Below are 14,687 nucleotides of genomic sequence, written 5' to 3'. Positions count from 1 at the left end.
TGCAGTACCTTCGTTAAATGTAATGGTTTTTGAGGAATTGTAACTTCCTCCTTCCGCTACACCGCTTACAATTGGGGCGGTCTTATCGATGGAAAATGTAATGGTTGTCGTATTACCAGCGTTATCCGTAACAACAAGCACATATGAGCCTTCCGCGTCCACAGCCATCCCACTTACAAACGATTTACCATTTAGTGTTGCAGTACCTTCGTTAAATGTAATGGTTTTTGAGGAATTGTAACTTCCTCCTTCCGCTACACCGCTTACAATTGGGGCGGTCTTATCGATGGAAAATATAATGGTTGTAGTATTACCAGCGTTATCCGTAACAACAAGTACATAGGAGCCTTCCGCGTCCACAGACGAGCCGCTTGTAAAGAAAGCGCCATTCAATGTTGCTGTACCTTCATTAAAAGTTATTGTTTTCATAGCATTATAGCTCGCTCCGTTTGCTACACCGTTGACAATAGGGGCGATTGTATCCAGTGTTATCATTGTTTGATACTCCGGTGATTCATTTCCTGCTCCATCTACAAGCTTAAAGGTCAATATTTTATCTTCGTTAACCGTCCCAAACGCTAGCATAAAGCTTGGTACATAAGGAATTTGTGTAAATGGATTTCCATTAACCGCATAACGAATATGTGTAATATCATTTACACCCACATCGGGCATTACTGAAACGGATACACCTGTACTATTTGTATATCGGTTGCCTTGATTGACAATTACCGTCCCTGTCGGAGGGGTCTTATCAATTTGAAATTGAAAGGTTTTTGAATGGCTACCTGCTGTAACGATTAATGTATATGAACCTTCAGATGTAATCTGTGTGCCACTTATTAATGGAGCTCCATTCAAAGTTGCTGTACCAATGTTAAAATGGGGCGTTACATTTGTATTATATAGACCGCCATCCTCAATTCCAGTTATCTCTATATTTACAATCTCGGAAAAAGTAATTATTAAATATGGGCGTTGATCCCCTCCCATATGAGTTTCAGTCGTTTGGATGTAATGATCAAGAAATGATATACCTGCAATTTGTGCTTCTTCAACTGAAAAAGCTGAAAGTATAAATGTTGCTCTAGGATTAATTTTGGTTGATTCCTCTAATACGTAACTAGTAAAATCAAAGGGACCAAGAGTTGGTTTAAGTACAGGGACAGAACTGCCTAGCAGTTTAGACTGTGTAGAACCTGAAGTTGGAGCTGGTAATGTCAAGGACGTCACAGCGTCTTGAGTCCAGTAGTGATTCGTACTAGTAGCAACCTTGAATAAAAAATTAGTTACTCCTTGAATGTTACCCCCTATGACAGGGAAGTATAGATTCGCACTTTCAACTTGGTATCCTACTGGGATTGTTGGCAAATTAAACTTTAATAAAGATTGAACCTCTAAAGGAACACCGAATGTCCCTTGATAACCTACATCTAGATATCCCAATCCTCCATCCTCATACATCACCTTATTTGTACCAGTACCTTCGTAAACGATTGTCGTATCTTCATTTGCATAAATTGTTGACGTAACTATACTGGCAGAAGCTACATCTAGATTACTAAAAATAAAGATTATGCCCAAACTAACTACCAAAGGCAATAACCTAACAATCGAAGCTATCTTCTTTCTCATCATACATACTTCCTTTCTATTAAATTTTCTAAAACCACTACGGAAAAAGTTCAATTTACATTATTGCCATCATTACTTTGTTCGCTTGTTAATTCTTTTATTCTCATTCAAATGACAATATTATTTCATTGAATACTATTTAAATATCTTTTTAATTATAAAAGTGGACCTCTATTAAAAATACTGACAAATGTTAATATTGCACGATTAACATTTTTACTTTGAAGTATCTTTGAAGTGTCTTTGAAGTGTCAGGCACCCAAACAATTCTCAAACAATTTTTCATAAAAAAATGAGGCTAGCCAAATAGCTAACCTCACTTAAAATCGCTTTATATAAACTTTCACAAAGCCCCTATTATTTTACCCAGCCTAAAATCATTTCTCGTAATAATTTACTAGCTGTGTTGGCTGTCATTTCAGATGTGTCATAGATTGGTGCCACTTCGACTAAGTCAAAGCCGACAACGTTCACACCACTTGCAGCAATTGCATGAATTGAAGCTAACAACTCTTTAGACGTAATGCCGCCACAATCTACTGTACCTGTACCAGGTGCATGTGCAGGATCTAGTACATCGATATCAATTGTCACATATACATTCCGTCCTGCTAATGTTGGTAGCACTTCTTTTAGTGGCTCTAGTACTTCGAATTTTGAAATGTGCATGCCGTTTTCCTTCGCCCACTCAAATTCTTCCTTCATACCTGAACGAATCCCAAATGAATAAACATTTTTCGGCCCGATGTGCTCTGCAATTTTACGAATTGGCGTTGAATGTGATAATGGCTCTCCTTCATATTCAACACGTAAATCAGTATGCGCATCGAAGTGAATGATGGCTAAGTCATCGTATTTTGCAGAAACAGCCTTCATAACAGGCCAAGATACTAAGTGCTCCCCGCCCATGCCGACAGGTATTTTCCCATCTTCTAGCAGCTTCACAATGAATTTTTCAATTTCATCTAAAGAACGTTGTGCATTCCCAAATGGTAACGGAATATCCCCTGCATCGAAATACTTCACTTCTTCTAACTCGCGATCTAAATATGGGCTATACTCTTCTAGTCCAATTGATACTTCACGAATACGTTGAGGGCCAAAACGTGACCCTGGACGATAACTAACTGTCCAGTCCATTGGCATGCCGTAAATAACTGCCTGAGCATCCTCATATGTAGGATGACTTTTTATAAAAACATTCCCTGAATAAGCTTCATCAAATCTCATATTTAGCCTCCATTAATATCTGAACTCCCTATGAAATTCAGTTTTTATAGTCGTTTCTCATTGAGGACTTACAGGTTTGTAATGAAACCTCATTCACTAAATCCTCGTATACATTATTGGCACGTCTAGCAAATTTCAATTAAAATCTACAAAGTGTAATGTTTTTGTCGAAAGCTAGCGTTTCATATCAGTACAAAAAAAGTATAGATGTTTTTGAATAAAGTGCAATAGTTTTTGCTTAGAATTCCGATTAAAGAAGAATATTCAGACACATACTAAACTCAAGTTGTTAGAAAACGAGGTGAAGTCGGATGAAAAGAAAAATCTATCAACGTAAGCAAAAGCGTGTGAAGCGTTCACGCAAAGCGCTTACACTTTTTGTCGCCTTTGCATCTGCAATAGTAGTAGCATTTATTGCACTACGCGTCTATGTTCAAGTGGCTGGTGCACCGCCATTAACTGTACCGAAAGCCTCTATTTTCTTAGATGAAAACGAGAACCAGATTGGAGACCACTTTACGAATGAACGTCGCTATTGGGTTGGTCTTGATGAAATATCACCCTATTTAGTAAAAGCAGCAGTGGCCGTTGAAGATAAGGACTTTTACAAACATAGCGGTTTTGACTTTTCTCGTATTGCTGGTGCGGTATTAGTTGATATTAAAGCAGGTAGTAAAGTGCAAGGGGCAAGTACTATCACCCAACAATATGCGCGTAATTTATATTTATCTCATGAAAAATCATGGACCCGAAAGGCAAACGAGGCATTGTATGCTTATAGATTAGAAGTTTTTTATAACAAAGATGAAATATTGGAAGGTTATTTAAACACTGTATACTATGGACACGGAATGTATGGAATAGAAGCAGCAAGTCGGTATTATTATGGGAAATCTGCAAAAGACTTGACGCTAGCAGAGGCATCAATGCTTGCTGGGGTACCTAAAGGTCCAAGTATATATTCACCAATTGCCAATATCGAAAAAGCGACGAATCGCCAGCACGTCATCTTGAAACTGATGGCAGATCAAGGTGCGATAACACAGGACGAAAAAACACGCGCTGAGGAAGAGCAGCTTGTCTTAAAGAATGATATGTGGGTAGCTTCCAAATCTGTTGCACCTTATTTCTTAGATGTTGCTTGGCAAGAAGCAAGTGAGATTTTAAAAGAAAAGAATTTAGACATAAGCGAAGGTGGTTGGACAATTCAAACAACACTTAACCTTGGTCACCAAAAGGCAGCGGAAGAAGCAGTCGCTAAAAATATGCCTAATAATGATTTGCAAACAGGATTTGTGAGTATGCAATCTAAAACAGGCGCCGTTACTGCACTTGTTGGTGGGAAGGATTATGCCACTAGTTCTTTTAACCGTGTAACACAAGCAAAACGTCAACCAGGGTCAACGATTAAGCCAGTTTTATATGCAGCAGCATTAGAAAATGGCTATACACCTTTAACGTTTTTAGATGTAGGACAAACAACATTTACTTATGATAATGGACGTGGAACTTACTCTCCTAAAAACGTAAACGGTCAATTTGCCGACCATGATATGACGTTGGCACAGGCCATTGCGATTTCCGATAATATTTATGCAGTTAAAACATTAGAGGATATCGGATTTAAAGCATTCCATAATATGGCGGACCGCTTTGGCGTAACAATTGGGACGAAGGACAATTTATCGCTTGCTCTTGGAACAATGGAAACGACACTGTACGAAATGACAAATGCATATAATATTTTAGCGTCAGAAGGTCAAAAAACGGCGCCAACAACTATTATTTCCATTAAAAATGCCAATGGAGATGTTATTTACGATAATAAGAACATTGAAAAACAAGAAGAAACGGTTCTTTCGAAAGAAAATTCCTATATTCTAACAGAAATGATGACTGGCATTTTCGATCCTGTATTTAGTGATTACTCTCCTGCTACAGGAATTAGTATTCGTTCACGTATGACACATACCTATGCTGCAAAGTCTGGCTCAACTAATAGCGATCAGTGGCTCATAGGATTTACACCAAGCTTAACGGCTGGCGTATGGAACGGCTACGATCAAGGTAAAAACCTATCTACGAAAGAAGATACAGCTGCTACAAAACAAATATGGATTGACTTTATGGAAAGCGTAAATAAAGGCACTAAAAACGAGGACTTCTCGAAACCAAAAGGCGTTAAAGGTGTTGTCGTTGATATTGAAACAGGAAAGCTTGCTACAGATGCCTGCCCTAAACAACGTCTCGTTTATTTAGAAACAAAAGATGTACCAACGGAAAAATGTACTAATTTTGATATTCTTGATAGCAATACGTGGGGAGAATTTTGGAATATGCTTCCGTTCTTCAAAAATAAACAATAATGCGCAACCTTTTTCTCGAATAGTCGTTTTATTTTATTGAAAAGCTCTCGACAAAGTTATAGACATAAAGCGAAAAAAGAAAAGCTTTCTCTTCCCCGGAGACGTGTCCGTGGGAACAGAAAGCTTTTCTTATTTTTTGGCCCTGGAAAGGATGAGAATCATGGGGCATTTGGCTTGGGTTTGGGTTGTCAAATGTCGCATAGCCCTCATCACATTCTTGGAACCAAGTGTCCTAGCTTACTAAAATGTAAGCTCTGAATCAAGTGTACTTTTTTTCATATCTACTTTCAACCTAATATCGAAAGCGATTGCAAAATGTCACAGATTGTTCAATCATTGATGGTCTTTTATACAAATAAGTCTTGACGTAATTGATTGTCACTGCGCTCCCAAAGTTCTGGATTTAGCTCCGCTAAGAAAGAAGCTAACACTTTTTTAGAGGCTTCATCCATATGATCAACAATAATTTGTCGTTTCATCGACTTATCCATCTTATTAACGTGATCAGCTAAAATTTTATAACCACGACGTTTTTCACGATTTACTACCATTTCACATGCTGTTACACCTGCATAGTAAGGACCGTCTGCTTTATGATCAATCGTTACCCATATTAACCAGTAAGGTTTTCCCCCCTCTGAATCAGCACGATCTGTCGTAAATTTGATGCCTCGTTCAACATCGCTACGTGCATGCATCGCCCCAACTTCAACGGAAGCCTTCCCCTCTTCTATATCAATAATGACAGGTGATACGTTTTCTAATGAAAGCGATCCAATTCCATATCCTTTATGGCCATCTGTCGGGTCATTTTTTATAATTGTAAAGCCCATTTTTTGTTTCGGTTTCTCTTCATTTGCCATACTTTAATTCCCTCCATTCTGCTATTATAAAGTAAAGCATATTCTTGCGCTTTTGTGCATAAGTAAGAAGTTTATTATTTCTTATAAACTAACTATACAACATAATTCTAAAAGGAGGCACTATTATGCCATACGTAACAGTAAAAATGATTGAAGGCCGTACAGAGGAACAGAAACGCGCACTAGTAAAGGAAGTAACAGAAGCTGTTTCACGCACAGTAAACGCACCAGTGGAAAACGTCACAGTTTTTATCGAAGAAATGTCTAAAAACCATTACGGTGTTGCAGGCGTCCGCTTCAGCGATAAATAATCATAACCTGGGTAGAGCAACATACCGCTCTACCCTTTTTTAGTTCTATCGGCGATTGCTAGAAGTTTATCGGCGATTTTTACTTACGCAAAGGGAGGTGACTTTCCTCTTATGAAGAAGCTAAAACGAATACTACTGATTTGTATGCTGATTATTGGTTTATTACTTATTTTTATTAATCCTATTCAACATGCAGTGATTGCTCATTTAAGTAAACAACTAAATACGACTGATTATAGTGCAGAAGATTTACAGAACAACAATCATGCAACAGCAGATTTTGAGTTTGATGACGTTCAATCCCTTTCCATAGCAGAAGTGTTAAAAGCACAAACACAAATTGATCATTTACCTGTCATCGGTAGTATTGCCATTCCAAATGTGGACATGAACCTTCCGATTATTAAAGGCGTTGGCAATGCCGCTCTTGCGGTCGGAGCTGGCACGATGAAAGCAAATCAAAAATTGGGACAAGGAAACTACGCCTTAGCTGGTCATTATTTTGAAGAGAAGGACATATTATTTAGTCCCCTCTATAAAGCCAACATTGGGGATGCCATTTACATTACTGATTTGACGAATATTTATGAATACAAATTAACGACTAAAAAAATTATCGCTGCTACAGATGTGTATGTCATTGATGATATCCCTAACGAGACTATTTTGACCCTTATTACTTGTGCTGACAATGGCACGAAACGCCTATCAATCCGTGCAGATTTTGTTGAACAATATCCGCTTGATCATGCGCCAGCTAAGCTATCAGAAGCCTTTTAGTATAGGAAAACCCCCAAGACTTCATTGCCTTGGGGGTTCTTATTGTATATTATTTCATTTGGGCTTCACGACGACGTAAGAAGAACAATGCACCTAAAACTAGCATTACACCAGTTAGTGTAAGCGCTGTTTGATTTGCTCCATCTGTTTGTGGCAGTTTGCCTTGAGCTTTTAATTGCGCTTCTAAACGTTGTGCATCTTCCTTGATTTTATTAATATCAAGTGTTTTTGCAACATTCGCCTGATCCTCTTTTGATAAATTATTATATTTATCAAGGAAATCCTTATACGCATCTAGCGTGTCTTTATTTGCAGTAGAAGGATTGTATGGAGGTAAGTTTTTACCTTGATCAATCACATCTTGTACTGATGGTTTAGACGTGTCTGGTTTTCCAGGTGTCGTTGGATCTTTTGAATCTGTTGACGGATTACCTGGCTCATCTGGATTTGTAGATGGATTTTCTGGATCTGGCGTTGGTTTATTCGGGTCCACTGGATTTTCTGGATCTGGTGTTGGCTTATTCGGATCCACTGGTTTCTCTGGATCTGGTGTTGGCTTGTTCGGATCCACTGGTTTCTCCGGATCTGGTGTTGGCTTGTTTGGATCCACTGGTTTCTCTGGATCTGGTGTTGGCTTGCTTGGCTCGCCTGGCTGTTCTGGATCTGGTGTTGAGCCACCACCTCCGCCTCCGCCTGTATAAACAGGTTTAGCAATTGCTTCACAATCTTTTACAACAATTGAATTTATTAAGCTGCTTCCTTCATATACATAGTACGTCCCTGGCTCAACTGTATAAGGAATTGTTACCTTACCACTTGCACCCGTTGTACTAGTTGCAATGATCATGCCATTTTTATCTTTAATAGTAAATGCTACACCCTCACGAGGGTTGCCGTATACATCTTGAATTGTTAGTGTAAAAATAGGGCATGCATTTTCAGTTACCTCAACACTATCGGCACATTTACCTTCTTCATAAGTAACATGAATGTTACCTAATTTTCCTCCAAGCCTATTGTATACGTCATATGTTGTACCCTCTACTAACAGCGATTTGTCTTGGAAAATAATTTGTCCATTAGCGTCTGTTACTCCCTCTGTCACATAGCTGCCTGTCGTTGTTTTTATAACAACTGCTACACCAGCCCCTACATGGCTTACTCCACCAAATTGGTTGACTGTTAACGTAAATTGAGGACAAGCTTTAATAACTTTAACAGTTCCTACACAGTTTGTATCATCGTTTACAATCACTTTCCCAAATAGCTCATCATTATCAATAAAGACATTATATGTGCCACCTGGAACTTTATTAATTGTAAATGTAACGGCGCCACTATTATTAATAGTGCCCAGTTCAATCTCTGTAACATTATTTTCAGATACTAGTTTCACTTTTTTTCCAACATCATCAGTCGATACATTATCAATCGTTAATGTAAATACTGGGCAACCTTTAATAAATGTAATTGTTGCTTCACAATCTTGACCAACTGTAATTGTTTCAGCCATCGCTTGACCGTCTACAAATACTGTATATGTGCCACTCACAAGTGGTGTAGGCACCGTTACTTTGCCAGTAGCATCTATATTCCCTAAATTAATAGATGTTCCTGTACCATCTTTCTTCACTGTCACAGATTTTCCTACTAACTCAGTTGGCAGATTGTTGATTGTTAATGTAAATATAGGACATCCCGCTACATAGTCAATCACTGCTTCACACTTATTGTCCACTGTAATCGTTTCTATTACAATTTGGCCATCTACATATACGGTATATGTGCCGTTTGTTAGTGTTGGAGCTTTAACTTTTCCATTTGAATCTAGATTACCTAAATTAATTATTGGACCTGTACCATCTTTTTTTACTGTTACTGCTTTTCCAACTAAATCAGTCGGAAGATTATTAATCGTTAACATGAATACTGGACAGCCTATGGCAAATGTAATTGCTGCTTCACAGTTACCATCTACTGTAATCATTTCAGTCATTAATTGTCCATCTACATATACTGAATACGTACCACCTGCAATAGATGTACTTGATGTTACTTTACCATCAACATCTAGATTTCCTAGATTAATATCTGGGGCCGTACCATCCTTTTTCAATGTAACTACTTTTCCTGCTAGTTCAGTTGGCAAATTATTAACTGTTAACTCAAAGTTTGGACAGCTGAACCCAGCATTAATTTTTGTGTTTTTGATTATTCCAATACCTGTCGTTGCATCAAATATTACATCTATTTTACCCGAGATTTTTTGATAGCCTAATGGTGCTTTCACTTCTTCTAATTTATACGTTTTATAATTGTATACTTTAGAAGTTTGTATTGTTCCATCAGCGCCCGTTGTTAAATTACTTTCTAACAACACAGTACCTGTAGAGTTGTATAGATTAAATACAGCCCCTTCAAGAACAGTCGATGCATTAGTTGAATCTACTTTTTTAATTGTAAGCTTATCTCTACCTACAACCGTTGCGCCGGAGGCAACCCATTGTATCTCTGTCTTATTGCTAGTAGTCTTGGCTAATTCTGATTTAAATTTACCTGCGAAACTAGCCTCATTACCAATAGTCGCACCCTGTGCAGCTTCAATAAAGGTTTGATAAGTTAGTTTGTACTGATTTTCAATATCTTGAAGGAATAGGAGTGTAAATTTCGTTTTACCTGTGATATCAACGCCTACTTTGATTCGAGCAACTTCACTTCCAGCACTAAAAAATGCATATTCTTTACCTTCTTCAATTGTTGCTTTTAATAAGGTTCTATATTGATCACTTATATTACCTACATCATAGTATTGTTCTTCAAGCGCAAATGTGTCTGTCAATAACATTTGGTCGCCTTGTAAAATATCCGTTAATTCTACTTCATTCGCAGTAGTCGTTAACTTTGAACGACTTTCATTTAACATAACTGTCCAGTCTGCTAAATCGCTACTTGGTGTATTTTGTTTACCTGTTTTGCTTAATACTTCGCCACTCTTAGTCGGTGTAAATGTTACATCTTTGTCAAATACTTTTTTCATTGTGCCATTTTTAGTAGCATTTAAAATTGCTTCATTGCTATACGTACCTGTCACTTTTTCATCTTTAAGCGTGGTTTTGTAAATAATACGATATGCTTCTTTATCTAGCGTTCCTAAATTTAAGTTAAAGCTTGTAGGAGTTACATCTGAAAAAGCATATCCACTTAGAGCTGGCAGAACCGGTGTAACACCATTAGTAGTATTGTTTAAAGTTAACTTATAGACCTCTAAAGATCCAGCCACTAATTTTTGACCACTACTAAAAGTATCAGTTAGTACAGCGTTTGTTAAATGATCCAAATTATAATTGACATCAACTGTCCATGTAAATTGCTTGGTCGAACGATCGTATTCAACCTTTTTATTACCATTGCCACTCGTGTAACTATCAACAGTATTTGTTGCATTTCTATCGAAACCATATTCATCGCCATTTGGTCCCCATGATATAGAAGCTGAATTTTTATATATCAAATCAGACGGTACGGAATCTGGTTGGAAATGCGTTTTATATTCGATTACTTGTTCCGTTGTAATTATAGAAGGAAATGTTAACCTAAAGCCTTTTGTTGTACTTTCATTAGCATCACCAACAGTGATTTCTCTATAACTGTCGTCATCTTGTTTAAATTCGACTTTTACACCACTTAATGCTGTTAGGTTTTTAAATCCATCACCTTTAAGAGATAGACCAACGTTTTGTTGGAAATTATCCACTACTACAACATTCTCCATTTGTTGTTGGTCACTATTAACTTTAAGCATCCATGATAATAGTTTATTGTTGTAATCTACACTTGTGGATCCAGATTTATGGAAAACATTTTGAGATAACTTTTTATTATCTGTTTTTTCTGTTCCAGCTGCAATTACCTTATTTGAAACTTGAACTTCATTAAGTGAATCAATACGATTATCTAATTTTGTTTCATATTCAATGCGATAAGCTTTCTTTCCAGCTGGTAAGTTAAATTTTAATTTATAGACATTACTAGGATCTATCGTTGGTTCAATAGATGTAGCTGTACTATTTATCGGAACATAGGTTAAATCTGATTGTACGTCCAATTCGTAATATTTCGCACTTCCAGCAACATATTGATGATTTTGACTTGTCAACTCATCTATTAATACTCCATCTCGCCCTGCTACTTGGTCTAAATTATAATCAATTCTCCATTTTACAGTTTGAGTTATAGAATCGTAAGAATTCGCAACAAATTCCTTTTTTAATGGCTCTGCATACTGTAACGAAATATTATTTGAATTTATAACCGAAGTTTTCGGAATAGAATCATCAAATAATTGAGCCTCATTGTTTACAGATGGGGATGTACCTGTAAGCACATTACGGTCAATTGTTGTTTCATAAGTGACACGAACAGCTCCATTAATTTGACCAAGTGCTATATCAAATCCATCTGAAGTATCCGTTATATTTACACTATCAACAGGAGTTTCTATACCTACAGATTTCACAGAACCATCTATATTTAAGATAAGCGGTGCAACTTTCACAGTCGTTTTGTCAATTACTAACCCAGGTATTGGTGTATCCTTTAAAATTGCATCTGACAGTGTTTCCCCTTGATGGTTGATATCTATCGTCCATAATATTTTATTGGCATTTCTATGATCTAAAACTGCATCTCGAAATGCTTGTCCTTTTTTAGAAGGTGTTGTAACCGAAGGATTAAATATTACTGTTTTGCTATCCTGTAAAACCCCTTCGTAACTAATTACAAGCGTTTCTGGTTTATTTGCCTCAAATTGACTACTATCAAAATCGCGTTGCAAATTAAACGTACCATTTAAATCACCTGAAGCAACATCATCCACTGCATTTTGATTAAAGGTAAACTTTACTTTATTCGTATTATCTACTACATACGTTCCATAGCTTGTCCCTCCAAGAAGGAGGTTTCCGCTTGTAACACCTGTCGCAAATTGAGTAGGTAACTGGAACTCGACAGAGTCACCAACAACTAATTCTGTTGTTTCTTTTAGTTGCCAATCAAGATATACAAAAAATTTATTTGTATTACTCCATGTTATTGGACTACCGACTATCGATACCGCTGTTGCTGCATCATTACCTTGTCGAATATCTAAATTATTTATACTAAATTCGGTAGGCACTATGACTAAAGGCTTAATCTCCAATGTAGTTGCCTCTTCTTCCTTCTCCTCGTCGGTTGTTACATTTTCACCTTCTACATTTTCACCTTCCGTCACATCGCCATTTCCTGTTTCATCTGGCAGTATTTCAGTTGAGTCACTACTAGAATCAGCTCCACCAGCTTCCTCCGTTTCTCCAGGTGTTGGCACTGGTAAATCTGATTCGCCTGTTCCCGCCGAATCAGAAGCAGTTCCGTCAGTTCCTGTTTCTACAGATGGAGGTAGAGAAGAATCTCCTTCTTCCGCAAATACGGATAGCGGTGAAAGTACAGTTTGGAACACAAGCAATAATGTAATAATTGCTAAATTTAATTTTTTCATGTTTCTCTCCTTTTCTAAGTTCAGAGAGATTCCTATAGGCGTTTGCTGACGACTTTGCACGCTCTCTCAATCTCGAAAGCTCTGCTCCAAACATTCGGTTTGCCCCTCTTCCCCTTGAATAACTCGTCGTCGTTACGATACATCCAAACCGTCTTACACGCGGTCAATTATCATGATGTCTTGTCAATGTGTTGTACCAGTTGTATGTATCCTAAGTTGATGTGATGCCTTTACCAATATAATGGCCTCACCCCCTTTTTAGGTTTTACTTCATTATAAAAAGCATATCTAAACAAATTCTAAACATTACCATATTTTTCATTATCATTTCCTAGATATCTCGCCAACACTTTAAACAAATATGAAATTATACATAATAAAAAACACTAAACTGTCACTATATTCAAGTGAGTTTAGTGCTTTTATATTATATATATACAATTTAGTTTTGTATATTCTTAAAATAGATATAATTTCTTATATTTTCTTTTATTGTATTTGTAATAACTTTAAAATCTGTTGTTTAACTCCCGCTTTTGTACTATTATCCTCTAATATATCAAGCGGGAAATATACTTTATGATCTCGTTTCATTCGACCAGAAATGGAATCAACAATAATAGATTCCCTAGATAGTTCACGCAATTCTCCATTTTTCATCTCTAAAAAAATTGGGACACGTACTTCTTCCTCCCCTGGTCGATAAAAATCATAAGGAAGATCTGCTGTTGTATCATGTACAAGGTAGTATTCTGGATTAATATCTGCTTGTTTAAATAATTCTTGGAGCTTTTGATATTTCTCAAGTTCCACGCCTGGATCTAAATCAATGTACTGGAATAGCTTACGATTGACAAAACGGCGACTTAAATCACTTAATATCGCGTCTTCTTCTTGCATCCATAATTGAAAATATGTAAAAAGAATACTTTCATCAAGAGCAAGATAATCTTCCAATGTAATGGATTTTTGGAAAAATGCTAAAAAGTGGGTAGGCTCATGCTTAAACTTATAGCCCGCTTTGCTTAATTGTTTCGCTCGTTTTAATATATTATTTAAAATAACCTCTGCGCTGCGTGAGACAGGATGGAAATATATTTGTAAGTACATTTGATAGCGGCTCATAATATAATCTTCTACGGCATGCATACCTGTGGCTTTAATTACTACTTGATTTTTGCGTGGACGCATTACTCGTAGTATGCGTTCCATATCAAAATGGCCATAGCTTACACCTGTAAAATAAGCATCACGTTGTAAGTAATCCATACGGTCAGCATCTATTTGGCTCGATATTAAGCTTATGACTTGCTTATTCGGATACGTTTTTTCTATTACTTGTGATACTTTCTCAGGAAAATCAGGTGCTACTTTTTTTAGCACTGCATGTACTTCCGTATCGCCAAGTAAAATTTGTCTCGTATAAAATTCATGATCTAATTCGAATACATTTTCAAATGCATGTGAAAATGGGCCATGCCCTAAATCGTGTAATAGGGCTGCACAAAGCACTAATAGCCGCTCGTCCTCATCCCAATCTTGACGACCTACAAAAATATCATCGACAATACGACGCACAATTTCATAAACACCAAGTGAATGACTAAAGCGACTATGCTCTGCTCCGTGGAATACTAAAAACGTAGTGCCAAGCTGGCGAATTCTACGCAAACGTTGAAATTCTTTTGTCCCTACTAAATCCCAAATAACCTGATCACGTACATGTACATAACGATGTACTGGATCCTTAAAAACTTTTTCCTCTTGTAATTTTGCCTTGGCATAGTGTGTCAATTGTACAGCACCTCCATTTCATCTTTCTTCTATTATATGCAAACAATATAGAACTAGCATAGAGATTGCACTGTAAGTAGAGAGACTATCAACCTAATTGAACGCAATTTTCGCATGTTATAGGTGACTATCGCTCTAAAACAAAAACTACCTTCAGCCACGTGAAGATAGT

General features: G+C 37.1%; 8 protein-coding genes. 3 read left to right on the top strand and 5 right to left on the bottom strand.

Annotated elements, in window-relative coordinates:
- Together ACIQ1H_RS15155 and speB are read right to left on the bottom strand one after the other, a co-directional pair.
- A partial coding sequence (locus tag ACIQ1H_RS15155; RefSeq protein ID WP_402889822.1) for a DNRLRE domain-containing protein occupies nucleotides 1–1,638 on the bottom strand: 1,638 nt, incomplete at its 3' end.
- Between the two features lie 354 nt (nucleotides 1,639–1,992).
- Entirely contained in the window at nucleotides 1,993–2,865 is an 873-nt protein-coding gene (gene speB, locus ACIQ1H_RS15150; RefSeq protein ID WP_069512861.1) for an agmatinase, read from the bottom strand.
- A gap of 311 nt (nucleotides 2,866–3,176) precedes the next feature.
- Here speB and ACIQ1H_RS15145 point away from each other — a divergent pair, with 311 nt between their 5' ends.
- Entirely contained in the window at nucleotides 3,177–5,231 is a 2,055-nt protein-coding gene (locus tag ACIQ1H_RS15145; protein ID WP_402889820.1) for a transglycosylase domain-containing protein, read from the top strand.
- A 347-nt stretch (nucleotides 5,232–5,578) separates the two neighbouring features.
- Here the strand turns inward: ACIQ1H_RS15145 and ACIQ1H_RS15140 are convergent, their stop codons facing one another.
- The gene (locus ACIQ1H_RS15140; RefSeq protein WP_173478658.1) at nucleotides 5,579–6,094 is read right to left on the bottom strand and encodes a YwhD family protein; all 516 of its coding nucleotides are present in this window, start codon (nucleotides 6,092–6,094) and stop codon (nucleotides 5,579–5,581) included.
- A gap of 125 nt (nucleotides 6,095–6,219) precedes the next feature.
- Between ACIQ1H_RS15140 and ACIQ1H_RS15135 the strand changes: the two genes are divergently transcribed.
- Together ACIQ1H_RS15135 and ACIQ1H_RS15130 are read left to right on the top strand one after the other, a co-directional pair.
- On the top strand, nucleotides 6,220–6,405 hold the full coding sequence (locus ACIQ1H_RS15135; protein ID WP_024362848.1) for a 2-hydroxymuconate tautomerase: 186 nt from the start codon (nucleotides 6,220–6,222) through the stop codon (nucleotides 6,403–6,405).
- Nucleotides 6,406–6,516: 111 nt separating this feature from the next.
- Nucleotides 6,517–7,185, top strand: a complete 669-nt coding sequence (locus tag ACIQ1H_RS15130; protein WP_402889819.1) for a class A sortase — start codon at nucleotides 6,517–6,519, stop codon at nucleotides 7,183–7,185.
- A gap of 49 nt (nucleotides 7,186–7,234) precedes the next feature.
- On the opposite strand, the gene ACIQ1H_RS15125 is transcribed toward ACIQ1H_RS15130, so the two are convergent.
- Both ACIQ1H_RS15125 and ACIQ1H_RS15120 read right to left on the bottom strand, forming a co-directional pair.
- Entirely contained in the window at nucleotides 7,235–12,721 is a 5,487-nt protein-coding gene (locus tag ACIQ1H_RS15125; RefSeq protein WP_402889817.1) for a collagen binding domain-containing protein, read from the bottom strand.
- A gap of 489 nt (nucleotides 12,722–13,210) precedes the next feature.
- Nucleotides 13,211–14,515 (bottom strand): HD domain-containing protein, encoded by a 1,305-nt coding sequence (locus ACIQ1H_RS15120; RefSeq protein ID WP_402889816.1) that lies wholly within the window; start codon nucleotides 14,513–14,515, stop codon nucleotides 13,211–13,213.
- Nucleotides 14,516–14,687: the final 172 nt, after the last annotated feature.

It is taken from the genome of Lysinibacillus sp. NPDC097279 (genome assembly GCF_044761745.1).
Lineage (GTDB): Bacteria > Bacillota > Bacilli > Bacillales_A > Planococcaceae > Lysinibacillus.
Note: the sequence above shows the minus strand (reverse complement) of the source record. Positions and strands in the feature narration are given on the sequence as shown.